This is a genomic window from Bartonella sp. MF74HXZ (assembly GCF_042194445.1).
GTDB classification, from domain to species: domain Bacteria; phylum Pseudomonadota; class Alphaproteobacteria; order Rhizobiales; family Rhizobiaceae; genus Bartonella; species Bartonella grahamii.
Genome location: NZ_JBHIMW010000009.1, coordinates 1 through 25,497 on the forward strand (window position 1 = coordinate 1; position 25,497 = coordinate 25,497).

Annotated in this window: 15 protein-coding genes; 5 read left to right on the forward strand and 10 right to left on the reverse strand. The window is 38.2% G+C overall.

The features are described from left to right. Positions 1–482: 482 nt before the first annotated feature. From pyrF to ACFIJ8_RS07685, 3 genes are all read left to right on the forward strand, one after another. On the forward strand, positions 483–1,328 hold the full coding sequence (gene pyrF, locus ACFIJ8_RS07675) for an orotidine-5'-phosphate decarboxylase (protein WP_015856744.1): 846 nt from the start codon (positions 483–485) through the stop codon (positions 1,326–1,328). A gap of 536 nt (positions 1,329–1,864) precedes the next feature. Beyond that, positions 1,865–3,352: a histidine--tRNA ligase gene (hisS, locus tag ACFIJ8_RS07680; RefSeq protein WP_375639316.1), complete on the forward strand. Its 1,488-nt coding sequence runs from the start codon at positions 1,865–1,867 to the stop codon at positions 3,350–3,352. Positions 3,353–3,843: 491 nt separating this feature from the next. Continuing rightward, entirely contained in the window at positions 3,844–4,476 is a 633-nt protein-coding gene (locus tag ACFIJ8_RS07685; protein WP_375639317.1) for a replication protein, read from the forward strand. 813 nt (positions 4,477–5,289) lie between these two features. Here ACFIJ8_RS07685 and ACFIJ8_RS07690 read toward each other — a convergent pair. Beyond that, positions 5,290–5,811: a peroxiredoxin gene (locus ACFIJ8_RS07690; protein WP_375620153.1), complete on the reverse strand. Its 522-nt coding sequence runs from the start codon at positions 5,809–5,811 to the stop codon at positions 5,290–5,292. Positions 5,812–6,027: 216 nt separating this feature from the next. Here ACFIJ8_RS07690 and ACFIJ8_RS07695 point away from each other — a divergent pair, with 216 nt between their 5' ends. Then, positions 6,028–7,656, forward strand: a complete 1,629-nt coding sequence (locus ACFIJ8_RS07695) for an alpha-D-glucose phosphate-specific phosphoglucomutase (protein ID WP_375629581.1) — start codon at positions 6,028–6,030, stop codon at positions 7,654–7,656. A gap of 1,065 nt (positions 7,657–8,721) precedes the next feature. Continuing rightward, positions 8,722–9,057, forward strand: a complete 336-nt coding sequence (locus tag ACFIJ8_RS07700) for a zinc ribbon domain-containing protein YjdM (RefSeq protein WP_375639318.1) — start codon at positions 8,722–8,724, stop codon at positions 9,055–9,057. A 1,130-nt stretch (positions 9,058–10,187) separates the two neighbouring features. On the opposite strand, the gene ACFIJ8_RS07705 is transcribed toward ACFIJ8_RS07700, so the two are convergent. The 9 genes from ACFIJ8_RS07705 to ACFIJ8_RS07745 form a co-directional block, all read right to left on the reverse strand. Beyond that, complete coding sequence (locus tag ACFIJ8_RS07705; protein WP_015856727.1) at positions 10,188–10,766, reverse strand: NifU family protein; 579 nt, start codon at positions 10,764–10,766, stop codon at positions 10,188–10,190. Positions 10,767–10,825: 59 nt separating this feature from the next. Continuing rightward, positions 10,826–11,317, reverse strand: coding sequence for a universal stress protein (locus ACFIJ8_RS07710; RefSeq protein ID WP_273788325.1), 492 nt, complete (start codon positions 11,315–11,317; stop codon positions 10,826–10,828). A 62-nt stretch (positions 11,318–11,379) separates the two neighbouring features. Next, the gene (trpS, locus tag ACFIJ8_RS07715) at positions 11,380–12,450 is read right to left on the reverse strand and encodes a tryptophan--tRNA ligase (RefSeq protein ID WP_273788324.1); all 1,071 of its coding nucleotides are present in this window, start codon (positions 12,448–12,450) and stop codon (positions 11,380–11,382) included. Positions 12,451–12,510: 60 nt separating this feature from the next. Next, a complete protein-coding gene (gene murJ / locus ACFIJ8_RS07720; RefSeq protein ID WP_375639331.1) occupies positions 12,511–14,082 on the reverse strand; it encodes a murein biosynthesis integral membrane protein MurJ in 1,572 nt (523 codons plus the stop codon). A gap of 857 nt (positions 14,083–14,939) precedes the next feature. Next, on the reverse strand, positions 14,940–18,164 hold the full coding sequence (locus ACFIJ8_RS07725; RefSeq protein ID WP_375639319.1) for a BID domain-containing T4SS effector: 3,225 nt from the start codon (positions 18,162–18,164) through the stop codon (positions 14,940–14,942). 317 nt (positions 18,165–18,481) lie between these two features. Then, positions 18,482–20,575, reverse strand: coding sequence for a BID domain-containing T4SS effector (locus ACFIJ8_RS07730; protein ID WP_375639320.1), 2,094 nt, complete (start codon positions 20,573–20,575; stop codon positions 18,482–18,484). A 210-nt stretch (positions 20,576–20,785) separates the two neighbouring features. Beyond that, positions 20,786–22,069, reverse strand: coding sequence for a BID domain-containing T4SS effector (locus ACFIJ8_RS07735; protein WP_375639321.1), 1,284 nt, complete (start codon positions 22,067–22,069; stop codon positions 20,786–20,788). A gap of 330 nt (positions 22,070–22,399) precedes the next feature. Further along, positions 22,400–23,581 carry a BID domain-containing T4SS effector gene (locus ACFIJ8_RS07740; RefSeq protein WP_375639322.1) on the reverse strand — a complete coding sequence of 394 codons (1,182 nt, stop codon included), beginning with the start codon at positions 23,579–23,581 and terminating at the stop codon, positions 22,400–22,402. A 313-nt stretch (positions 23,582–23,894) separates the two neighbouring features. After that, complete coding sequence (locus tag ACFIJ8_RS07745) at positions 23,895–25,493, reverse strand: BID domain-containing T4SS effector (RefSeq protein WP_375629600.1); 1,599 nt, start codon at positions 25,491–25,493, stop codon at positions 23,895–23,897. Positions 25,494–25,497: the final 4 nt, after the last annotated feature.

Sequence of the window (25,497 nt, forward strand, 5' to 3'; positions counted from 1 at the left end):
TCTCCTTGAATATGCTGGAGATACAATGTCTTTTTGCCAATTATGTTCCAAAAGTGAATAGATATGCGCTAAAAAGGGATAGGAGAGATCTAAAGTTAAGCTCGAGATCATCATAGTGGGGCATTTTCTTTTAAAACTTTTGTTTAAAGCACGTTCATAGAGAGTTTTTGTTGATCATAAAAAAGGGGTGTAAAAACGACAAGGTACGCTATTGGGCTTTATGAGGTCATTGAACAAAATAATATGAACGCTTTTTTTGTTTATATTCTTTCATAAATTTGAATTTTTGTCTCATGACAACGTCTTGGTCGATAAACATGTGATAAGCGTTACGAATGGAAATATATTTATGTTTCATAAATAAAAGCACACTTTGTATAAAGAGCTCTTTCTTTGTGTTTTCAGTATTGTATTCTTTTGACAAATGCTTTTCTTTTTGATTGTATCAGAAAGTTTAAAGACAGACCGTGTTAGGATATAAAATGTTTTGTTCAGCTTTTTTTAAAAATAGTGAAAAATATGGACCGCTTTGCGTTGGTTTTGATCCGAGTCATAAAGTTTTGCAATCATGGAATTTAAGCTGTGATTATAAAGGTCTAAAAGATTTTTGTGATATCCTCTTAACAGCGGTTGTGGGTAAAGTGGGGATGATAAAGCCTCAAGCCGCATTTTTTGAGTTATATGGGGTGGAAGGGCTTCAAATTCTCAAAGAACTTATTGAAAATGCACAGGCACAAGGTTTGTTGGTTCTCGTTGATACGAAAAGAGGGGATATTGGCTCTACTGCTGAGGCTTACGGTAAAGCTTGGCTTGGTTCAAGTAGTGCGTTTAAAGCAGATGCCATAACAGTCAATCCTTTTTTAGGATTTGATGCTCTCATTCCTTTAATAAAGATTGCAGAAGAAACAAAAACGGCTGTTTTTATGGTTGTTCAATCTTCGAATCCAGAGGGAAGGCACATTCGAAATGCGCGCATTGGTGATCAAACGGTTTCTGTTCATTTGGCACAGCGTATTTTTGAATATAATAGCCAATCTTCAAGTCAATATCATCATGTTGGTCCTATTGGGGCAGTGATTGGAGCAACATTGGGCAATGAAGCAAAAGATACAATCGAACAGCTAGAAAATAACTTATTTCTCGTTCCTGGCATTGGGGCTCAAGGGGGAACAATAACACAATTAACTCAGCAGTTTCCTCAAAGGCTATGGCAGAATCTTATTCCTTCCATTTCAAGATCGATTACACAGGTTGGTCGAAATAGTGTTGATTTAAAAAATGTTATTCATGATTTTGCTGAGCAATCTAAAAATACGCTTCTATCTTAAAGTTTTTTGCTAAGTTATCAAAGAAAAAAAGCTCTTATAAAAGAAGGGGCTTATCAAATTTTAAGTCAGATACTTCTTTCAAAAAGTGATTTGCTTTATCAAAGTCAAGAGTTATTTTTGATCTTTTCAAAAAGTGTTCATATATTTCTTATTTTCTGTTGGGATTGGGAGGATCAAATACGGAAAGCAAATGTTTGAAAAAAAAATGCAGAAATCTTGGAAATATATGAAAAATTGCTTCAAGGAAGACGAGATAAAGGAAGAAAATATAAGAAATACCTGAACAGTGCTAAAAGATGAGGCATAAGAGGGCTTGGAGAGTGTATTCGTTTTGGGCACGTTTTAGTTTAAGGGCTATGACTCATCTTACAGGATAAACTCTTTTAGAATATTGCTTTATAAGGATATTACTTTTGTAAAATAAAGGACTCTAACATGTTATTAAAAGTTTTTAGATTGATAAAGTCATTGCAGCGTTGGTTTCTATAAGATAGACACACATTATCTGTGAATACATATTGTTGTTAGAGAAAAACATGTCATTGAAACAAGAAAAAACCAAAGCCCGTTTACCCCGTGGTTTTGTGGATCGTACAAGTGCACAGTTGTATGCAACTGAAACAATGATTGCGCAAATTCGTGAAGTTTATGAACTTTACGGTTTTGAAGCACTGGAAACACCAATTTTTGAATATACGGATGTGCTGGGTAAGTTTTTACCTGATGAAGATCGTCCAAATGCGGGCGTTTTTTCGCTACAAGATGATGATGAGCAATGGATGTCTTTGCGCTATGATCTTACTGCGCCTCTTGCCCGTTATTTTGCAGAGAATTTTGAAGTTTTGCCAAAGCCTTATCGCAGTTATCGTCTTGGTTTTGTGTTTCGCAATGAAAAACCCGGACCAGGGCGGTTTCGGCAATTTATGCAGTTTGATGCGGATATTGTTGGAACACCAACGGTAGCAGCGGATGCTGAAATTTGTATGATGGCAGCGGATAGTTTGGAAAAGTTAGGGTTTCAGCAGCATGATTATGCCATTCGCTTGAATAACCGAAAAATTCTGGAAAGTGTTTTAGAATTGATTGGTTTAGGGGAAAGGGAGCAGATTGAAAGGCGCTTAACTGTTCTTCGAGCAATGGATAAACTGGATAAATTTGGTCCTGAAGGCGTGCGTTTGCTTCTAGGCAAAGGGCGTTTGGATGAAAGTGGTGATTTTACAAAAGGGGCCGAGCTTAAGGATAAAGAGATTGAGTGTATTCTTTCCTTACTGACTGTAAATGCAAAAACGGCAGAAGAAATCCTTGATGCTCTCAGACAAGTCGTTGGTCAGAGTGCTCAGGGGCTTGAAGGGGTTCGCGAGCTTGAGGAAATGCAAGCAATCTTTGTCGCTAATGGTTATCACAATCGCATTAAAATTGACCCTTCGGTGGTTCGTGGATTAGAATATTATACGGGACCTGTTTTTGAGGCGGTATTGCTTTTTGATGTTCTCAATGATGATGGGCAAAAAGTTGTTTTTGGCTCTGTTGGTGGTGGTGGGCGCTATGATGGATTGGTGGCACGCTTTCGTGGTGAAAATATTCCGGCAACAGGTTTTTCAATCGGTGTCTCACGCTTGATCGCTGCTTTGCAAAATCTTGGAAAGCTGCCTATGAAGGAGACAACAGGGCCGGTTGTGGTGTTGATGATGGATAAAGAACCAGAAGCTGTTGCTGGTTATCAAAAAATGGTGATGCAGTTGCGTGGTGCGGGAATTCGTGCTGAGCTCTATTTGGGGGCATCGGGAATTAAAGCGCAGATGAAATATGCAGATCGACGTCAAGCGCCTTGTGTGGTGATTCAAGGGTCACAAGAACGTGAGAGCGGAAAAATTCAGATTAAAGATTTGATTGAAGGGGCGCGTTTGTCCCACGAAATTAAGGACAATCAAACATGGCGTGAAAGCCGTCCTGCGCAAGTGATGATTGATGAAGAGCAATTGGTTCAAACAGTACAAGATATTTTGGCAGCCCAAAAATGGTAATGATAAAAGTTTTGTGAAAGCGATTGTTGGGAAAAGCTCGAACATTTCCTCTTCAATTTTCAGAATTTGTATTTTACTTGTTTAGATATTCTTAAAATCGCGTTATTTTTTTAAAGTTCCTGCGGCATAAAAGCAATTTTTAAAGATAAAAATGCTTTGTCGTCATTATGAAATGAATGCTTTTGAGCGCGCGAGGTAAGTCTCTTTGTGCAACAAAATACTGGACACTGAAGCATTTGAGGTTCTTGACGCAACCCTGTTTAGAAAAATTGATGATCAATAACAGAGTTTATAGAAATATTGATCATTCATATGGATTTAATTTTTGAATTCTCATTTGCTGATATCATATTTCTACTGTTTTATTGTCGGCAGTCTACAATCTCACATCCATGAGAGATGAAAGAAATCTCAAGAGTTTTATTTTAGAAGATTTTTTTAGTTTCAAAAGCAACGAATAACTTAAATCAGACAATTTTTAAAGGGAAAATATGGGAGGCATTATAAGAGATTATAATGACAACCATTTGAAATTATTCATTTATTATAACAAATCAATTTTTTACGGAGAAATGAAAATGGCCCAATATGATTTTACAGTGTTATATGAAAGAAATCCCTTTATTTTGAAAAAACCTGAAGATATTGGAAAATCATTTAAACTTCCTCCTTCAAATTTCGGATTTGAAGATCTTCCGCAAATTACGTTTTCAGGAGCGTCCGATAGCCGGCGTATGATTTTTGGGCTATCATTTAGTGGTATGAAAGCATTTTTTGTGATGTTGTGGCAAGTAGGGAAAATGTCAGATGAAGATGATGTGGATTTATGGTTTGATCAGGTAAGATTAGATGAGGATACTCTCAATGAATTTTTGATTTGTGATCTTTCAATTCAAGAACCAGAATATCTTAATTTTGAAAGTTTTAAAGAAGGTATCAAAGAATTAGAAAAGAATAAAATTGTAGCGAAGGGGACAAAACGATATTGTTATTTTATTAATCCAGATATTTTTGGTCTTCCTGAATGTGATGAAGATTTTGAGCTCGATGAAGAGGAAGAGATAGAAGAGGAAGAAATGAAAACACACTTTATGGTAGAACATTCAAATAAACGCCTTCTTTAACCGTTTCTCTCTTAGAGAAAAATAAAAGCTTAGAATAAATGGCTATGAGAACAGCAATGAGTCTGTTTATGGTATGTGAATTGGAATGTTTACGGGATCTGTTTTTATTTAATATTCTTCATGAACAGTTATTTATGCAGAGCCGTTTTTATACCATATTTTTTTCTTGATGCTTTTGTGAACCTTGCAGTAATGATGTTCATAGCTCTAGTATTTTAGAGCGTTTACGAGACGCATTTTTACTCTTTTAATCATTTATTCATATGCCAACCTCACGTGCTAATAAGCGAGAAAATAGTTTTAAGTTCAATATAAGAAGGAATAAAATAACACAATCTTATGATATTCAGTGCCTCTCATTCGACATGAAAAATTATAAATTATCCTTATAAATCAAATTATTGTTTGACACAAAGCTTTTCTCAATAGGAGAAATTTACATTGATCTTGCATATTTCATCGATACGTTAGTCCTTGATGTTTCTGAGAGAGTTTTGTATGAATTTGCGCATTTCGCAATTGCATCCCCATTTTTTGATAGCGTGCAACAGTTTTTAGCTTTTTATTCTTTTAGCACTATAATTGGTTTGGATTTTTTACTGGAAATTTTTCAAGTTTTTTCAAAGCAGTTAAAACGTGAAATACCTATTAAAAAATTATTGCTGGAATATTTTCTCACCAAAAACGCACAACCAACTTATAGTGTCTGCTTTGACAAATAGATGTTTCAAAAAATATAAACGACACAAATTTTCTTTACTAAGGAAATTTGTGTCGTTAAATTTTGTTTAAATAGACGATTTGGGGGCGGAATTAGTTTTTCAAAGCTTTTAAAACATTTTGTGGTGAAGAAACTTCATAAGGATCTGTTGCACAATTATCTGAAAAACCTGCTTCTTCAAACCATTGCTCAACCACACCATCATTAATAACGGCAGCATAGCGCCATGATCGCATGCCAAAACCAACATTGTCTTTTGCAACCAGCATACCCATTTTGCGTGTGAATTCACCAGAGCCATCAGGAATTAATTTCACGTTTTTGATATTTTGTGTTTTTCCCCAAGCATTCATGACAAAAGCATCATTGACGGAAAGGCAATAAATTTCATCAATACCCGCTTGTTTAAATTCATCATAGAGTTTTTCAAAGTCAGGCAGCTGAAAAGTTGAGCAAGTAGGGGTAAAAGCTCCAGGAAGAGAAAAAAGAATAACACGCTTTCCTTTAAAGTAAGCATCGCTGTTAACTTCTTGCCACCGATAAGAATTATTTTCACCCACTTCATCTCGGACACGTGTATGGAATGTTACATTGGGAACAGTTTTTTTCATCATAAGGATGCTCCTATATTTTTTACAAAAATTTCGTTTTAAAACAGCTTTTGTCTTTAAAAGCATATCGGAAAGAACGGTTTAAATAAAAGGGATTCTTTAAGAATTCTTACTTCTAACGAGTGTGCAAATATTTCACACTTCCGTCAAGTAGAATTAATGGTCGACTTTGGATACTCTTCACCTTAAAATTAAAGGAAAGAATATGAAGGTATTTACATGACCATAAAGACAGTTTTGACCACGGCTTTTGAGGGGCAAAAACCGGGAACGTCTGGTTTGCGCAAAAAAGTGTCTGTTTTTCAACAACCTCATTATGTAGAAAACTTTATACAGTCTCTTTTTGATAACATTGGACCTCTTGAAGGAAAAATGTTGATTCTTGGGGGCGATGGGCGCACTTTTAATCGTACTCTCCTTCAGATTGTGTTGAAGATGGCAGCGGCGCATGGTGTTTCTTGTGTTAAAATGGGAAGGGGCGGTATTCTTTCTACACCTGCTGTTTCGCATCTTATTCGTAAAACCCATGCTCATGGTGGACTTATTCTTTCTGCAAGCCATAATCCTGGTGGTCCAGAGGGAGATTGTGGTATCAAATACAATGTTTCTAATGGTGGACCCGCTCCTAATTCTTTATGTGATGCTATTTTTGCAACATCGCAACGTCTTTCCTTTTATAAAATTCTTGAAGCACCAGATATTGATTTAGATAGGCAAGGTACGATCTTTATGGGAGCCATGCGGATTGATATTATTGATCCTGTCGCTGATTATGTTGCTTTGATGCAGGAGCTTTTTGATTTTGACTGTATTGCCAAGGCCGTTGCTCGAGGTCTTACTTTACGGTTTGATGCTATGCATGCGGTAACAGGGCCTTATGCTCATGAAATTTTTGAAAAATGCTTAGGATTTTCTGAAGGAACGGTGGTTAATGGTATTCCTTTGCCAGACTTTGGAGGCGGTCATCCGGATCCTAATTTGGTTTATGCCAAGGCTCTTTATGATTTATTGATGTCAGAGCAAGGACCAGATCTTGGTGCAGCCTCTGATGGTGATGGAGATCGTAACCTCATTATTGGTCGTCAACAATTTGTCTCGCCTTCAGATTCTTTGGCTATTATGGCTGAACATGCACACCTCATTAAAGGATATCGAAAAGGTGTTGTGGGGATAGCGCGTTCTATGCCGACGGGGCGTGCTGCTGATCTGGTTGCGGAAAAACACGGATTAAACTTTTTTGAAACGCCAACGGGATGGAAGTTTTTTGGAAACCTTTTGGATGCGGGGAAAGTAACCTTTTGTGGTGAAGAAAGCTTTGGAACTGGCTCTCATCACATCCGCGAAAAAGATGGTTTATGGGCTGTCTTATTTTGGTTAAATCTTTTAGCGGTAACAGAAAAAACTGTTGCACAAATTGTTCAACAGCATTGGTACACCTATGGGCGTTTTTACACGTTACGGCATGATTATGAAGAAGTTGAAGCAGATAAAGCTTTGGAACTTATAGAACATTTGCGTACGCACTTACCACATGCAGGAACTGAAATTGCAGGATTTTTCGTCAAAAAAGCAGATGATTTTACATATCATGATCCTGTTGATCAGAGCGTTAGCACGCGGCAAGGTATACGTATCTTTTTCGAGAATGGAGCACGGTTGGTGGTCCGGTTGTCGGGAACAGGGACGCTAGGTGCTACTTTACGACTTTATTTTGAACAGTATGAAAGTGATCCGCGCAAACACAATTTTAATCCGCAAGAAGTTCTCCAACCTTTGCAACAGGTGGCGCTAAAACTGTTAAATATACAACAAGCATTGGGGCGAGATCGCCCTGATATTATCACCTAAGATCAGTGGAATGTTTTTTGTAAAGGTATGATGATTGATCACATGAGGTATGATTTTAGGGGCGTGATTTTATTGGTCATAAGGCAGATCCTCCATTTTTAAGCTCGCTTTGTTTTTTCCTCTTTTACATATCAATCGGATTCCTAAAACTGCGGGCTTCTTAAAACCAAATGCTGTAGGTAATTATAATCAGGTATAATCGGGGAATTTATGTCCAATGGGGTCTGATGGTTTGATGGAAATGTTTGTTTAATAGGGGAGATGTTCCTCATGCAAAACAAAATACTATCATGTTGTACATTTCATATGTTTGTCTTAAAGAAGCGTCTCTCTCAAAACACTAAAAACGCATTTTATGCGTGTCACTTTTGAAAGGGATAACCGGACATCCATTGAGCAGCACCGTTTTTATGCTTATGAGAGAGTAAGACCAGCATCATCATTCACTTTGCTCGTTTTCAATGTTGGTTTTTATATTTGAAAATATTTAGTATTTTGAATAATCGTTTTACACGGCTTTTCCTACTTGTAACCTGCAAGCAAAAGACTTTGGTTGATTCAATGTCAAAGGGGGTAAGAGAATCTCAGCTTATTTATTGGCTCTCATTCAATATACAAAACCATTAACTATGATTATAAATCAGTCTGTTCTCTAACATTATGACTGTTATCTTTACTTAAATAAAAGGTCAAGTTGAGGCTATCATTTTCTTATTTCTTAGTTTTTAGTTCTTTGAGAGCGTTTTATTCAGAGAGGTTCCTTTTCTAATTGTTTTTTATCCATTCGTTAATTGCATTGATGATGCATAAGAAAATGATTTTGATTAATTTATTAGAGAGAATGAAGTGAGTAAATTTTATGATATGCGGGGGGCTCATTTAAGTTGTATAATGATCAATCATTTTTATAAACTCATGTATGGTATGTGACGATAGCATTCATGAACACCGTTGGCAGATGAGGGGTGAAACAAAGGGAAATGTTTTTCTAAAATAATGGACAATAAGCACTTCTTGCTTTATGACCAGTCATAACGAATGATTTTTCTTTTAAAAGGGGAATTTATGACCCAATATCCCAAATGTCCTCGTTGTGATTGTCTTTATACTTATGAAGATGGTGAAAATTTTGTGTGTCCTGAATGCGCACATGAATGGCCACAAAAAAACGATGATACTGTTCTTTCCGATATTGTTTATGATGCCAATGGTCAGATTTTAACAAACGGAGATACCGTTATGGTGATAAAAGATCTGAAAGTAAAAGGCGCTTCATCTGTTTTAAAAGGTGGTACTAAGGTAAAGAATATTCGCTTGGTGGATGGGGATCATAACATTGATTGCAAAATTCCAGGGATTGGTCAGATGAGTTTAAAGTCGGAGTTTGTGAAAAAAGTTTAGGCATTTATCCCCTTGCAATTGTTTTTGCATTTCGCTGGTTTTTTATTTTTACATTCTTCTCGAATGGGCTTTTTTTCTTGTTTCACAGATTACACCAATCAGATAGAGGCAATATATTTTCCTTTATTGCAAAGCCATGTATCGCAGAGGAATAGTGACTCTGTCTTTTCTTTTAATACGCAGTTATGGGTGAAGTTGGATGTTGACTTACATGCGACAGTAAAAGTATGTGCTTTATGAGAAGAACAACGCGGTAAAGCAGACAAACTTATTCCTGCTGAATTGAAGAAATATTCTCATTTTTTTATTAGATAATTTCTCAAACAATCATAATAGATCTAGTTTCAATGTATTTATTTTTACAGGTAGTTACACCGTTTGCGTCATATTTATGGAAATGAGATTGAAAATGATAGAGGGGAAACTCTTTATTTTAAGAATAGAAAAAGGACGGTATGATCTTGATAAGGTCGTACGGTTATGCATTTTCCAGCTCTTAGTGTTGCAACAGTCCCTTATAAAAAGTGTGTATAAGAGCTATTAAAATAGTTTTTGTTATTATCCAGTTTGTGCTGTGTAAGTGGACGATTTTGATTGATACAATAAAAACAGAATTGAAATAAGAAGAATGTCAGAATTCTCATTCAAGTTGCAAAATGTGATCTTTGTCGATTGGCTGCTACAAGAAGTATTTTGCGTGATTTTATCGTTGGGAGAACTGAGAAAGATGGAGCAAATGGGCACTCTATCTTACAATGTTTTCTTTTTTGGGTTTTCTTTTTTGTAACGGGTCGTGTTTTCCTAGTTAAAATTGCATGACAGGGTTATGAAACAAAATAAATTTAAAGTGCACATCCATGCATTGTACTTCTGTGTACGGATTGGTTTGTTGAAACAACTTATGCTTCTTAAAAGGGGCTTTGAGATCTTTTTAAGGCATATGTGGAGGTGAAATATGAGTGAAGGTATCATTATTAGACAGATTTTTTTAACAGTACTGTATTTTTATGGCTGCATAGCTTACTTTTAAAATTTCAGGAATAAAATGACGCAAGATTTTTGCACTCCATGTTTGAGCGCTGTTGAAGAGGGGAAATCGGTGTGGTTATTTTACCTATTGAGGTCAATATTTATTGTGGCATGGCTTCAACGCCTAAAACTTCAGGGATAAAATGGCGTAAAAGATTCTCAATACCATGTTTGAGGGTTGCCGTTGAAGAGGGACATCCAGCGCAGGCACCCCGCATATTGAGATAAACAATACCATTCTCAAATCCGCGAAAAGTAATGTCTCCACCATCATTGGCAACTGCTGGGCGGATACGCGTTTCAAGCAGCTCTTTAATGGTTAAGACAATATCAGCATCTTTTTCGTCATAAAATTCTTCGTTAAGGGCATGGGTTTGTGCTTGTATTGTAGCGTTGGTGGTAATCACTGGCTCATTGGATAGAAAATGTTCCATGATTGTGCCTAAAATGACGGGCTTGAGATGTTGCCATTCTCCTTCTTTTTTGCTTACGGTGATAAAATCATAGCCTAAAAAAACACCATTGATATTGGGAATATTAAACAGCTTAGCTGCCAAAGGTGAGTTTTTAGCTGCTTCTTCAGGGTCACGAAATTCTAATACGCCCTCAGAAAGAACCACGCGTCCTGGCAGGAATTTAAGTGTTGCAGGGTTTGGGGTGGTTTCAGTTTGAATAAACATAAACTCTCCTTTTATAATGAAGGATTGGGAAGATCTTACATTGTAGAATATTATATTTTTTAGGCAATAGATCTAATATCTTCATCGGCAAGATTGCTAGGAATAACAATGACAGGGATTGAAAAAGCTGTCCCTTTATTTCCGATTAATTGAACAAGGGGTCCTGGTCCTTCTGTATGTCCACTGGCTGCTAAAACAATTAGTGCAATCCTTTTATCTTCGTCGATTAGTTTGGAAATCTCATCAATTTTTTTTCCTTCACGCACCACTATTTCTGTTTCAAGCGCATGGGTGGTGCGGACTTCACTGGCAATGTCTCCTAATATTTTATGAGCACTTTGCGTTGATTCTGTGCGCATAACGTTGTTTACACCCAGAAAATGTTGAAATTCTACACTATCAACGACACAAAGTAATACCAATGTTCTACTGGTATTTTGGGCATGCTGTGCAGCAAACGCAACGGCACGCCGACACTCTGGTGTTTCATCGATAATGACTAAGTTTTTTTTCTTGGGTTCTTTTTTCGGATTTTTGGGTTTGGAAATCATGCACTTTCTCTATTTTGTACAAACGATTTTTTTGCTCTCTACAGTTTTTAGTTTTATTATCTTTATGTATCGTGCAAAAATCCAATAATTTCACGAACTTTTTTCATATTTTCTTCTGCGAGCATACTAGCACGTTTAGCGCCATCATGCAAAACAGAGTCAATATAACCACTTTCTTGATGCAGTCGACGTAATTCTTCTGTTATAGGGGCAAGCTTATGGACAGCAAGGTCGGCTAGAGCTGTTTTAAAATGCGAAAATTGTTGACCAGAAAATTCTAAGAGAATCTTTTCTTTGCTAACTTTGGCAAAGGCGGCATAAATACCAAGCAGGTTGTCTACTTCTGGTCGTTCTTTTAAAGCGGTAAGGGTATCGGGAAGAGGGGCCGAATCCGTTTTGGCTTTGCGTATTTTTTTGGCGATAAGATCAGCATCATCGGTCAAATTAATGCGTGAAAAATCTGAAGGATCTGATTTTGACATTTTTTTCGTCCCATCGCGCAAAGACATAACGCGTGTGGCTGTTGTTCCAATAAGCGCCTCTGGGAGGGGAAAGAAGCCTTGTTTTTTTTCTTCATCCGTTTGCATAGAGATACCAAAATTTAATTCGGCAATACGCTGTGCATAGTCGTTGTTAAATTTTTGTGCAATATCGCGTGTGAGTTCAACATGCTGTTTTTGATCTTCGCCTACTGGAACATGCGTTGCACGATAGACTAAAATATCAGCAGCCATCAAAGTGGGATAGGCAAAAAGCCCTAGGGATGCTTTTTCGCGATCTTTTCCTGCTTTATCTTTAAATTGTGTCATGCGTTGAAGCCAGCCGATACGGGCAACACAATTAAAAATCCAGGCAAGTTCAGCGTGTTGAAAAACACGTGATTGGTTAAAAATAATGTGTTTTTGAGGATCAATACCGCAGGCTAAAAAGGCTGCTGTCACTGTTCTGGTGGATTCGCGTAAAGTAAGGGGATCTGGGTTGACTGTGAGCGCATGCATATCCACAACACAGTAGAGGCAGTGATGAGAGTTTTGCAGTTCAACCCAACGCTGAATGGCTCCAAGATAATTGCCAAGATGTAAATGACCACTCGGTTGTACGCCGGAAAAGACAAGTGGTGTGAAGGTATCCATAGGAGTGCTCTTTCTTCAATTAAGGTTATTTGTTTTATTGTTTTTGACAAAGTATAGATATTATGAGCGTTTTTTCAAATTTTTAAGCATGTGAAAAAAGGAATGGGTGTTGAATAAAAAATAGGCACTAAAATAGATCAAGAATATGCCAAGCATGATCCCAGCTAAGGTGCTGGTGCGCAAGAAAAAGGATGCTTGTGAGGATAAAGGAAAAGACAAAAAACCAAACACATTCAATCCGTAATAGAGGGCTAGTGCACTCAAAAGGGTTGCTATCATGAGACATAATATTTGCTTTATCAGTTGGAAGTCGTATTTCCAATAACCGCGTTTGATAAGGACACCCCAAAGCAACAGGGCGTTGACCCATCCAGAGGTAATTTCAGCAATAACAATGCCTCGTGCAGATAGAATAGGAAATAATGTTAAGGCGAGACTGATATTGATGAAAACGCAAATACCTGTAAAAATCATCGGTGTTTTTGTATCTTCATGGGCAAAAAAATTAGGAATAAAGACCTTAATGAGAACAAAAGCTGGAAGTCCTAGTCCATAAAGTTCCAGTAATTGTGCAACATGGTGTGTTGATTGACTGGTAAATTGTCCTCGCTCAAAGAGCAAACTGACAATGGGAGTGGAGAGCAGTAAAAAAGCGATGGATGCTGGAAGTGTTAACAATAGCGTTAATTCAATAGAGCGGTTTTGTAAATTGTGGGTTTCTTTGTGCTTTTTGCTTCGCAAAGCGCGTGTTAATTCTGGTAAAAGAACGGTTGCAACGGCAATGGCGATTACACCTAGAGGCAATTGGTAAAGACGATCAGCGTACATCAAAGAAGAGACAGCACCCGATTGACTAGAAGCAATGTTGGTATTAATGAGCAAATTGATTTGTGTGATGCCACCCGTGATGGCTGCTGGGAATGCTAAAGTTAATAGCTTGCGAACATTAGGACTTAAATGGGGCTGGCGGAAGGAAATTTTCATTCCACTTTGACGCAAAGCAAGGGCAATTAAGGTGAGTTGAAGAAGCCCTGCTGCCAATACACCCCAAGAGAGATTTAAGCCGATATGCCAAGCGTCAAGTTTATAGATCCAAGCATAGGCAAGAACACCAATCAGAATAATGTTTAAAAAGAGTGGGGCAATGGCGGCAATAAAATAGCGTCGCAGAGCATTAAGCATGCCCCCCATCATGGCAGCAAGCGACATGCAGGTTAAATAGGGAAACATGATCGCAGTAAAGTGAATTGTAGCGTTAAATTTTGTTGCATCTTCGGTAAAACCTGGGGCAATAATGGTTCGTACCAAAAAAGGCATACTCAGTTCCATCGCAATCGTTAACAGTAAGAGCATCGAAAAGAGAACGCCAAAGACTTCTTCTGCAAATTTGCATGCTGTTTCTTGACCATCTTCAGTAATTTTTTTTGCAAAAAGAGGAATGAAAGCAGCGTTAAAGGCACCTTCAGCAAAAAAACGACGAAATGTGTTGGGAAAACGAAAAGCAGCGTTAAAGGCATCAGAAACAGGACCAGTCCCTAGGGCTGCTGCCATAAGCATTTCGCGTACGAAGCCAAAAATACGGCTCATGAGGGTTCCGGAAGCAACTGTTGCAATTTTTTTAATCAATGTCATAAAGATATATCGGGTTCGTTGTAAAAGAGAAGCGATGATAGGAGAAATAAACCGTTTTAAATCGTAAAAATCTGATCTGTATCCCAATCAAGGATACTTTTTGTAAGCGTTTTACGACGGTGTTTATCTTTCTGTCAACAATGGTGCTTGAAGACTTTTTTATGCTCCTTGTTTACTGTTGCATTACAATTTTTATTGTTGCCATAAAATAATTAAAATTTCTTTTTCAAACTGAAATATGGGAGCGATATCATGACAGTTTGAAGGAACATATAGGGATATATAATGTTAATTTCTCTTTATGGTGTGATGTCGTGAATAGTGCACCCCAATACCATTCTGTTTTTATGTAAGGGGCATGACCCTATTAAAGAACGCAAATAAAATAAAAGCGTGAAGCAATGTACAATCTCCATTATCTATCCATTATTTAAAAGACAGTGCTTTAGATGTTTTTAAAAGTTGTAAGGCTAAGCTAAAAGGTGATGGCAAAGCTCGTGATTGGTTTTTACCTTTACGGCTTTATATTCTCTCAAAATTAGGCTGCCTTCCCATTTTAGAGATTACATAAACAAAAGGATAGGAAGACGTGATCTTTCAACAGCATTTTGTCTGTTTTTAGCACTATAGGTAATGAAAGTGATTAATTATCATTTTCAAAAATGATTGATCCTTTCATTTTACTTGTTCAGGTTTCTTTTCATAGTTAATGAGGATAAAATCTGAGGAAATAAGATGAATTTGTTCTCTCATGGTTTCCATTCCCGTTGAGGTGCGATTGATTTGCCAATGAAAGCAGGCGGGTAAAGGCTATCATTTTTACCAGAGAGGGCAAAAAGTTAAAGTTTATGAATCCTTTAGATATTCATTGTCATGGCTTTTGCGTGCTCTGTTTTGTGAGGCTGAATATTTTCTTGTCTTTTAGAACTCTGATTGACGTTTTCTGTCATTTTTTGCACTTTAATTGTTTCTTTATCAAGAGTGTTGGAACATTTTTTTTCATTGTTTGTCTTTATAGGTTGATGCTGGATAGATTGATACTGGTTTGGTGCTAAGCACTCATCGAATTTATGGTTATAAAAATACATGGGTTGTATATGCTGTTCTATCTCTTTTATCTGCTTGACTATTTCCATAATTTCTTTTGCTTTAACGGTTGATGTGCCAAGACACTTCGCAAGTTTTTCAAGATTATTTTCCTTTATAGCTTCATGCTCGCTTGAGGATAAGCGCTCATTGATTTTTTTGATATAAGTCCTTATCTCCCCCCTTAATTCAGGAGAGTTTGATAAAGTTTCTTGCTGTTGTGCTTTTGACAAGGAAAAGAGATTTTTCATCCAAGCCTCAGGAATTTTTACCGACTGTTCACACCGCCTTTGTTTTATATGATGGGTATGGAGAATGTCTCTTTCTGTTTGTTTAAAAATATTGATATAACGATCAATGGCTCTACAGAGGGGCAAAATATTTGCTTCAGCATGGGCGCGCGCGTTGTTTTTTATGCCAAATACATTGCTACCAGAAAGCTTAGAAATAGATTGAGGAGAGGTGGCAATTTGATAGGTGAGCTGTTCTCCTTCAGTATGATTTTCATGGATCATCTCTATTCTTTCCTGCAAAATATGACGATTGCCATAAATGATTTGGCACAAAGTTTCGATTTCTTTTCTTCTTGCTTGAATGGATGCGTTGTTTTTTATCCTTGTGGCAATTTCATTGTTGGTAAGGGGGGCTATTGTTTCTGCGGGGATAAGCACTTCTTGCTGGTTTTGAACTTTTGGTGCTGTAAAGGAGAGGGCGTCACCGATTTTTAATGTCTGTATTTGCTCTGGAGTGAGATCTTTTTTATTTCCTAAGATGAAAATCCCGTTGGCATCAAGCATGAAGCCATTGGGTCCACTGCCTCTGTAGAAGCCTTTATAGGTATGCCCTTCTTTCGCTGTTACAATAAGATGATGATGAATATTTTCAAATCCAATATGTTTCATATTGTCTATGAATTCTTTTAAAATAAGTATTTTTTCTGGATTTGAGATATCCTCAAGAAGATGCTTCATCTCTTCCTTATCGTTGTGTTTTAGCGATGCAATGCTGGCAAGATTCATGCGTTTTTCTGTTACAAGAGAAAAGTCGAGTGTGTGACCAGCAACTTGCCCAAGTTTTTCAAAAAACATTCGTTGTGTGCGTCCATTACCTTCTCTGAAGGGATGCGTATAGTTGAGCTGTATCAACATTTCAGTGACATATTCAACAAATGTTTCGCGGGTTAAGCCTTTTAAACTATTCGTTTCAGAAAGTATTTTATCTAAATTTTCTAGTCCCTCTTGTATCTGTTTTGCTGAGGCAAAAGAAATACCAGCTTTTTTCATCATTGGCATATAAGCAACGGTACCATCTTCAAATGTAAATGGTTTTTCGCGTGTTTGTCCGGCCCATTCAAAAGTATTTTTAAATAGGGTGTGATGAATATATTGGAGATATGTGGAAGTTAGTTTTTGTGGTGGCGCTTCTTGGCGTAGATGAATGATTGCTTTTGTTGTATCATGGGCACATTGCACTTTTAATTTTTTATAGTCGTTTATTCCATATTTATTTTTTAAGATGATACTATTAGGGCAAAAGAAATTACGGTACATTGTCTTATTTTCTTCGGTTTCAGGCGATGAGGATAATTTCTCCTGTAAGGTGAGAGGGATGGTGTCCGTTTTTTTTGTACCAGTGTCCCAGTATGCCGTTGCTTGTTTTGGGGGCTGTTTTGTTCTTTCTTGATGATCAGAGCGTTTTTCCTTTGTCATTTGGACCGATGTTGGATTATTTGTCGCTGTATTGCTGGTCTGTAAAATGTTTTTTTGGAAATCTTTTTGCATTTGCCTCATGGAGGAAGCAGATTGAGCAATTGGTTTGGTCATTTGTTCTTGCAAACTTTGGGACATAACTTCAATGCTGTCATGTAAAGCATGAGGGGCAATCCATGGTGAAAAATGGGCTTTTTCTTTTTTCTTTGTTTGAATGGATGTGTTGTCTTTGCTCTTTTTAGTTATTTCATCGTTTGTAAGAACGTCTCTTTTTTTTTCTGGAAGAAATGTTTTTTGCTGGGTTTTTGCTGGGTTTTGAGTTTTGGGCGCTGTAAAGGAGAGGGCGTCACCGATTTTTAATGTCTGTATTTGCTCTGGGGTGAGATCTTTTTTATTTCCCAAGATGAAAATCCCATTGGCATCAATCATGAAGCCATTGGGTCCACTGCCTCTGTAGGTACCATGATAGGTTTCTCCTTCTTTTGCGACGACAGCGAGATAATAATTTTTTTCATCCAATCCAAGTTCTCTCATAGAGTTGGTAAATTCTTGTAAAATGAGCAATTTTTTTGGATTTGAGATATCCTCAAGCAGATGCTTCATAGGCTCTGGATTGCCATGCTCCATGGCAGCGGCGCGGACAAAGTCTTTACGTTTTTTGCTCACAAGAGAAAAGTCTAGCTTATGTCCTGCTGCTTGAGCGAGTTTTTCAACAAACAGTCTCTTTGTGCGCCTATTGCCCTCTCTGAAAGGATGCATGTGGTGCAAATCTATCATTATTCCAGCTGCTTGTTCAACGAATTCTTCGCGAGTTAAGCCTTGTAAATTATTCTTTTCAGCAAGCGTTTTATCTAATTTTTCTAGTCCCTCCTGTATTTTTCTGCCAATCGCAAAAGGTTTTGTAAATTCTTTTCTTTTCAAAATGGGCATAGAAGCAACAGTACCATCTTCAAATGTAAAAGGCTCTTCACGTGTTTGTCCGGCCCATTCAAATGCACGGGAAAAGAGGCGTTGATGAAGATATTTTAGATAGGAGGAATTAAACTGTTCTGGTAGAGGTTCTTGACGCAGTTTTATCATTTCTTTTTTTACATCATCACAACATTGTTCCTTTAATATTTCTTGCTCTTTGATGCGGTATTTATTTTTAAGCACTTTGCTATTGGGATAAAAGAAATTCTGCGATGCTTTATTGATTTGCTCAGAAATGGCTGCATTAATTGCAGGGTGTTGTTCTTGCAATTCTTCCTGTGTGGAAGAGGCGTAATGTTTAGTGTTTTCTTTCATGTATATTTCCTTTCAAATGTTAACATTATTTTTTGAAAGCTTTTTTTACATTTTTTGCCTTTAATTATTTTCATTGCGGTTTCTTCAAAGAAGAATGCCCATTTGAATGATTGAAAAAATTGACCTTATTCGCATGGAACAAAGCTAAAGTGTGTAATTTTTATGAAATATTATCGTGAAATTTTATCAATGAATTCTGTAAAATAATGGGGTGTCTTATTCTAAAGTTTTCTGTATTTTATACACCGTCTTTGATGCAATCTTGCAAGGTAATTGCACCAAAGTTTTGTATGAAAAGCCAACAATTAGAAGATTTATCACGACAAAGCTATTGCTTTTGATGTTTCGGCTCTGCGCGGTCGAACATGCGGTTGGTCTTCTTGTCTAGAAGTTTCTGCAACCTCTTGATGCTGCTTTGCTGTTGAGCGTTCAGGTAACTTCGGGGGCTGCGATAAGTTTTGCTGCTTTTGCAATTTTTTATCGGGATCGTTAAGCGGTTGATGACGTTTTTGTTGTTCTTCCTGATGGTTTTGTACAATGGTTTCTCTTAACTGTTTTACAGTTTCAGCATAATCCTTAATGACGGTACACAGGGTAGAAAGATTTTCTTCAGCGGCTTTGCGTGCTCCATTTTTTATGCCAAGGATTTGCCTACCAGCAAGCGGAGCAAAAGATCTAGAAGGGTTTTCAATTTGAAATACAAGCTCTTCTCCTATATCTGGAATTTTTTGCATATCTTCTATTCTATATTGCAAAATAAATGGATCATTATAAACAATTTGGCACCAATGTTCGATCTCTCTTTGACCATATCGAACCGATGGATCTTGTTGAACTCTGCGGGCAATTTCCTGATTTGAGAGAGGCTCTATTTTCTTTTCTGAATTGAGTGGATTTTGTAAATGTTGATTTATTAGCTCTTCCTCTTGTGCTTGTCGCTGGTGTGGTTGTTCCGTGTGAGAAGCTTGTGAAATCTTTTCATTTTTTGTATATTTTGAAGTATACACATAATCGTTAATGGCAGTACGTAGGGTAGGAAGATTTTCTTCAGCTTTTCTGCGCGCATGATTTTTTATGCCAAGAACTTTTCTACCAGCAAGCTTAGAAATAGACTTAGGCCGTTCTGTAATATCCCATAAGAGCTGTTCTCCCATATCAGGGTTTTCTTTGATTGCTTCTATTCTTTCTTCTAAAATAAGCTTGTTGCCATAAACTTTTTCGCACAAAAATTGTATTTCTTCTTGATATGCTACGAGCAATAGCTCTCTTTCCATTGTATTAATAGATTTTTTTTGTCCGTGAGACGGTTTTGGCTGTTCAATTGCTGTGTGTGGAGAGGCAGGTTTTGGGATGACAGCATCGCTTTGTTTTCTGTTTTCCATACGGTGTGGTTTTCGTGAAGGAGGTACTGCATATGTTCCACTATCTTGTGATGATGAACTACTTTGTTGCCTGACTTTCATATGTGTTGGTGTTTTGGGTCTAACACTTGGGTAGAGTGTTTCAGAATTCTGGATTTTTGCATCGTTCTGTACTCTGTCTCTCATGCGTGGGGGAAGGGGCGGAGCCACTTTTGTCTGTAGGGAGGGGAGCTCTTGAACTGTTGGTTTGTTTTGTTGCCTATCTTTTTCGCGTGGAGGTCTTTGTGGTGCTGCTTTTGTGTGCGGAGAGGAGTTTTCTTGGATTTTTGAACTGGGGATTTTTGAACTGGGGACTGTTGTGCCGGTTTGTGTTTTTTCTCTCATGCGTGGAGGAGGGGGCGGAGCCACTTTTGTCTGTAGGGATGGGAACTCTTGAGCTGTTGGTTTATGTTGTTGTCTCTCTTTTGCACGCGGAGGTCTTTGTGGCGCTGCTTGTGTATGCGGAGAGGAGTTTTCTTGGATTTTTGAACTGGGGACTTTTGAGTTGGGGACTTTTGAGTTGGGGATTGTTGTGCCAGTTTGTGTTTTTTCTCTCATGCGTGGAGGAGGGGGCGGAGCCACTTTTGTCTGTAGGGAGGGAAACTCTTGAGCTGTTGGTTTATGTTGTTGTCTCTCTTTTGTACGCGGAGGTTTTGGCGGAGCCACTTTTGTCTGTAGGGAGGGGAACTCTTGAGCTGTTGGTTTATGTTGTTGTCTCTCTTTTGCACGCGGAGGTTTTGGCGGAGCCACTTTTTTTTGTGGGGGAGGCGTCTCTTGTTTTTTGGTGCTAGGAGGTATTGTGCTGGTTTGCACTGGGGTTTTCATGCGTGGGGGGGGCGGTGGAGCAACCTTCGGGTGGTGTGATAAATTTTCTGGGCGTTTTTGTACAGTTGGTTTTGGCAAACTTTGAGAAACTTGGGGAGGGGGGGTTCTGGTGGGGGATTGTTCAGTCTGTTGTTGAAATTTTTCCATCATTTCGGTGATAAAAGGGGAAGGATTTCTTTTTTTCATACATGTTCCTTTCAAACTCTTCCAATATTGTTTTTAAATACTATTTAAAAATATACGTTGGTTTTTATTCTGTTTTATGCTTTTTCACTTGCTTTTATGAGAGAGGATATGAAACTGAATGGTTTCACAAGAATCGGTTCTCTTGGCGCAAATGACCTTTGCCATGTGTTGCGCCAAGATGTTGAATTCAATGTGAAAACTTATGTCTGTTTAGCTGGCAAAAGCCATCGCTTTTGGTATCGCAGTTTTGCGAGGACGAATATCTGTTTCTCTTTGTTGAGTAGAGGTTGTTGCTTTTTCATGAGTTACTGTTGAATGCTCAGTGCGTTCAACAGATTGTGATAAGCGTTGTTGTTGATGCAAATCTTGCGCCTGTTCAGAAGATGGTTCATGGCGCTTTTGTTTTGCCTGTTCGGTTTGCAAAATGCTCTCTCTTACTTGTGTTACAGCCGTTGCATAATTGTCAGTGGCGTCAATTAAGTGAGAAAGACCAGCTTCAGCATGTCTGCGTGCTTGATTTTTAAAGCCAAAAAGACTGACACCAGCGTACTTGTGAAAAGATTGAGGATTTCCGACAAGTTGCTGTGCAAGTGGTTCTATTGTTTCAGGGCTTTGAAAAAGTGTTTCCACTTGTGATTGCAAAATGTTTGCGTTACCAAAAACAACTTCGCACCAATATTTGATCTGGGCATAGTGCCTTTTGACTGTTGAATGTTGTTGAATTTTGGTAGAAATTTCTGCCTCTGAAAGAGTTTCTTTTTCACGTTGATCTGGTTTTTGCAGAAGTTCAGTGACTGCTGCCTTTCCCATTAAACGTTCATAGTTTTTGAGTTCTTGCTCTGGAGATTGCAATAGGCTCTCTCTTGCCTGTTTTACAGCTTTTGTATAACAATCAACGGTGACGCAAAGGGCGGAAAAATCTTCTTCCGCTTGTTTGCGCGTTCGATTTTTGAAGCCCAACGTGCTGGTGCCTGAAAGTTTAGCAATACTTTCAGGATGGGCTGCCATGCGCCATGAGAGCTCCTTTCCTGCAGCAGGATTTTTTTGAATTTCCTGCATTTTTTCTTGCAAAATATTTGAATCGCCATATGCACTTGCGGATAAACGTTGGATTTCCTCTCGATATGTTTGAACCAATGAATGGTGTGGAAGCAATTGAATGATTTCTTCCTCTGAGAGAATTCTTGTTGCCCTTTTTTGAGAAACTTGTGAAGTAACTGTTGAGTGTGTCGTTTCAGGTTTTTGCTGCCTTTTGGTAGAGTTGCCTCTTGTTAGAAGCGTTGTTGGATTTGTTGATGCATGTACAGTTTCTTCTTTTAAAAGAGATTGTCTTTCTTCATCTTTTTCCGGTATGGATGACAGTCTTTTGCTTTGTGAAGGAGCTTCTTTATAGAGGCTTTCTGGGCTTGTAACCTCTGCCGCCGCTTTTTCATAGAGCGCTATAATTTCTTGTATTGAAGGGGATGGAAAAGGGTGAAGGTGATCTTTTTTCATGCATGTTTCCTTTCAAGAATTGTTTTAGAAAACCTCTTTGGTGCACACTCTCGCCCTTTATACTTTTATGGTTTTTATAAGAAGATATCAAAATTGAGTGGTCTCCAAAGAACGACGCTATTTACCATCATCGTAGTGGGACTTTGTGTCTTTTATACAGTTTTTTTGTGAAATTTTATCAATAAGTTATAGTCAATTACTGAATCAATTGTTAGGACCATTTTTTGTCACAAGATAAAACAATTCTTGGCGCAACCGCAATAAAACGATTTACGCCAAGAGATTAGATTACATGAAAAACAAAAGTTTATGTGTTTTTACGTTTATGCCTTACACGGCATAAGCCATTCCTTTTTCGGTTGCATGTTTTCGTTGTTGTGAATTGTGCTCCGGATTAGCGTGTTCTCTTCCTTTTGCGTGATGATGGCGATGATGGTGGTGGTGATGTCTGTGCTCTGAGTCTCTTTCTGGACTTTCGTGTCTTTGACCTCTTTCTCTTTCCTGCTCCCGTGTAAACTGTTTATAGAGCTTTTGTGTAGTATGGATATGTCTCTCAAGAGCTGAGCAAAGGGGAGAAAAACCCTCTTCAGCTTCTTTGCGTGCGTGACTTTTTATGCCAAGTGCTTTCCTACCAGCAAGCTTACCAGCGCTTTCGGGATTTTCTGCAAGGTCCCGTAAGACTTTTTCTGCATTTTTGGGATCGTCAAGAATCTTAGCTAAGTGTCCATTCAAAGCATGTTCGTTACCGTAAACAACTTTGCACCACTCTTGGGTTTCTCTTACACCATATTGAAAGCTTGTGTTTTGTAAAAGCTTTGTTGTAATCTCATCTTTCGGGGTTCTGGGAGGTGTTGTTGTTCCTCTGCCAACGCCTTGGTAGATAGGATTTTCTCGTTGTTGGGACTCTTGTCCACCTTCAGCCCCCATGCCAACCGTTGCATAGACAGATTCGAGTGATTTTTGGGGAGAGAGACCACCACGTTCACCAAATTCAAGCTCTGCATAGAGATGTTCTGGTTCATAGGAAAAATGCCTACCCTGTACACCTTCACCAATTGTCTCGTAAGGGGACGTTTGCCAACCTTTCGCCTCCAGATCCGTTATTGCATAGGGATCTACGAGTTTGTCGGCGCGTCGCCCATCACTTGGTTCTCCACCAAGTCTGTCATAGGGATTTCCTAGTGTCTTTTGGGGAGCATAGATCGTTGTTGGTGGTTGTTGCAGTGTATATTGTTGTGGGTTGCGCTGTTCTTTGGGTGGTTTGTTAACCTTTGCGTAGAGGTCTTCTACATTAGAAGTTCCTAGGTTTTGTTGTTCTAGTGGCTTTTTGGGAGCATAGACCGTTGTTGGTGGTTGTTGAAGTGTATATTGTTGTGGGTTGCGCTGTTCTTTGGGTGGTTTATTAACCTTTGCGTAGAGGTCTTCTACATTAGAAGCTCCTAGATTTTGTTGTTCAAATTGTCGTCTTAGTTCATCTACATTGGTAGAAGCGGTTGGGTGACTTTTTTTCATGGCTGTTTCCTTTCAATATTTTTAGAAAACCTCTTTGGCGTTGGCGCATTCCCTACTTTTTGATAACTGTAAGACACAAGGCAGATATCAAATTGAATGACCTCCAAAGATTTCGCGCTATTCATATTTATATATAGTGGACATTTATGTCTTTTATACAGCTTTTTTATGAAATTTTATCAATAAGTTATAGTAAATTACAGGATTCATTTTTAGGACTATTTTTTGTAACATTCTAAAACAACTGATGGGCGCAATGGAGATAAAATGATTTGCGCCAAGAGTTAGTTGGAAGAAAAAAGTTCACGCGTTTTTAGCCGGTAAGAGCAAGTGATGAAGAGCGATTAACTTTTAAGGTGGGAGCTTGACACTGTGCTTCTTTGGTGTTCCTTACAGTATTCGCAATTTCTTTTGCTCTGCTTTCTGATGTCCCAAGTAGGCAAGCTAGTCTGGTATAATCTTTTTCTTGTATGGCTTTACGATCTTCTGAGGATAGACGATTATGTAGTTGGCGCGAAAAGTGATGGAGTTCTTGTCGCAGTGAACGAGAATTCAATAAAGCTTCTCTTTGTTGTTCTCCTGGTAAGGCGAACAGATTTTGTAAATTTTTTCCAGGTGTTTCGACAGTGTGGCTTAGGCGTTTTTGTTCTCTTTGATGTTGCTCTAAAATTTCTTCTTTTGTTTGTTCTGTTATTGTGGCATAATTTTTAAGGGCTTGGCTGAGTTGTGGAGCAGTTTGTTCTGCCTGTCTGCGATTTGGACTTTTCATGTCAAGTATTTTTCTTCCTGCAAGTTTAGAAATTGATTGAGGGTTTTGTAAAATTTCATTGGCAAACTGATTTCCAAAGCTTGGATCTGCCGTTAAGATATCCGTTTTTGTCTTTAATGCGTGGGCTTTACCATAAACAGTCTTTGATAAATTTTCGATTTCTTTTCGGCATGCTTCAACATAAGGGTCATTTGAAATCCTTGTGAATAACTCTTCATGTGTGAGAGGTGCTAATGTCTCTTTTGGGATCAGTGTTTTTTGTAAGCTTTGAACGTTGTTTTTTTGAAAGCAGAGGTGGGCACCGTTGAGTAATGTTTTGACGAGTTCTGGGGGGAGATCATCTTTGTGGCCGACGACGAAAGCACCGTCTACTTCCATGACAAAACCTTCTGCTGAAAAACCTCTAAAGATGCCTTCATAGGGGATCCCTTCTTTTGCGGCAACAACAATACGATTGTTAATTTCATCCAGTCCAGCATTTCTCATTTGGGAGATGAATTCTTTTAAAACAAGGGATTTTTGCGGATGCGTGATATCTTCAAAAAGATCCTTCATCGGTTGGGGATTGCCATATTGCATGGCTTCAATACAAGCTGCTGTCATGCGTCTTTTTGTGATGAAAGAAAAGTCAATGGTATGTCCTGCTGCTTGTCCAAGTTTTTCCATAAACATTCGATTTACGCGCCCATTCCCTTTTCGGAAAGGATGTGCGTGCTCGAGCACCATAAAAACTTCAGCGGCATTTTCAGCAAATTCTTGGCGCGATAAACCTTTTAAATTGTTCTTCTCATTAAGTGTTTTTTCGAGTTGTTTTAGTTTTTTTTGAATCTGCGGTCCGACAGCAAAAGGAACTTCATAACCTTTGGGACGCATCGCCGGCATATGGGCAGAGGTTCCGTCTTCAAATGTAAAAGATACATCGCGGGTTTTTCCAGCCCATTCAAAAGTTTTGTGGAAGAGGCTCCAGTGAATTAATTTTAAATAAGTGGAATCAAATTTTTGTGGAAGTGGTTCATGGCGAAAATTGACGGCTTCTCTGGCGGTATCATGGGCACAGCGTTCATACAGTTTTTTGGGATCTTTTATGCCATATTTATTTTTGAGTGTTAAGGTACCTTTATATAAATAATTTTGCTCTAACATATAA

Excerpts from the sequence above, each read along its gene's own strand:
- ACFIJ8_RS07690 (WP_375620153.1), bottom strand. The coding sequence starts at position 5,811 with ATGATGAAAAAAACTGTTCCCAATGTAACATTCCATACACGTGTCCGA.
- ACFIJ8_RS07685 (WP_375639317.1), top strand. The coding sequence starts at position 3,844 with ATGGGAGGCATTATAAGAGATTATAATGACAACCATTTGAAATTATTC.
- ACFIJ8_RS07730 (WP_375639320.1), bottom strand. The coding sequence starts at position 20,575 with ATGAAAAAAAGAAATCCTTCCCCTTTTATCACCGAAATGATGGAAAAA.
- ACFIJ8_RS07745 (WP_375629600.1), bottom strand. The coding sequence starts at position 25,493 with ATGTTAGAGCAAAATTATTTATATAAAGGTACCTTAACACTCAAAAAT.
- pyrF (WP_015856744.1), top strand. The coding sequence starts at position 483 with ATGTTTTGTTCAGCTTTTTTTAAAAATAGTGAAAAATATGGACCGCTT.
- ACFIJ8_RS07735 (WP_375639321.1), bottom strand. The coding sequence starts at position 22,069 with ATGAAAAAAGATCACCTTCACCCTTTTCCATCCCCTTCAATACAAGAA.
- ACFIJ8_RS07695 (WP_375629581.1), top strand. The coding sequence starts at position 6,028 with ATGACCATAAAGACAGTTTTGACCACGGCTTTTGAGGGGCAAAAACCG.
- trpS (WP_273788324.1), bottom strand. The coding sequence starts at position 12,450 with ATGGATACCTTCACACCACTTGTCTTTTCCGGCGTACAACCGAGTGGT.
- hisS (WP_375639316.1), top strand. The coding sequence starts at position 1,865 with ATGTCATTGAAACAAGAAAAAACCAAAGCCCGTTTACCCCGTGGTTTT.
- murJ (WP_375639331.1), bottom strand. The coding sequence starts at position 14,082 with ATGACATTGATTAAAAAAATTGCAACAGTTGCTTCCGGAACCCTCATG.
- ACFIJ8_RS07705 (WP_015856727.1), bottom strand. The coding sequence starts at position 10,766 with ATGTTTATTCAAACTGAAACCACCCCAAACCCTGCAACACTTAAATTC.
- ACFIJ8_RS07700 (WP_375639318.1), top strand. The coding sequence starts at position 8,722 with ATGACCCAATATCCCAAATGTCCTCGTTGTGATTGTCTTTATACTTAT.
- ACFIJ8_RS07725 (WP_375639319.1), bottom strand. The coding sequence starts at position 18,164 with ATGAAAGAAAACACTAAACATTACGCCTCTTCCACACAGGAAGAATTG.
- ACFIJ8_RS07710 (WP_273788325.1), bottom strand. The coding sequence starts at position 11,317 with ATGATTTCCAAACCCAAAAATCCGAAAAAAGAACCCAAGAAAAAAAAC.
- ACFIJ8_RS07740 (WP_375639322.1), bottom strand. The coding sequence starts at position 23,581 with ATGAAAAAAAGTCACCCAACCGCTTCTACCAATGTAGATGAACTAAGA.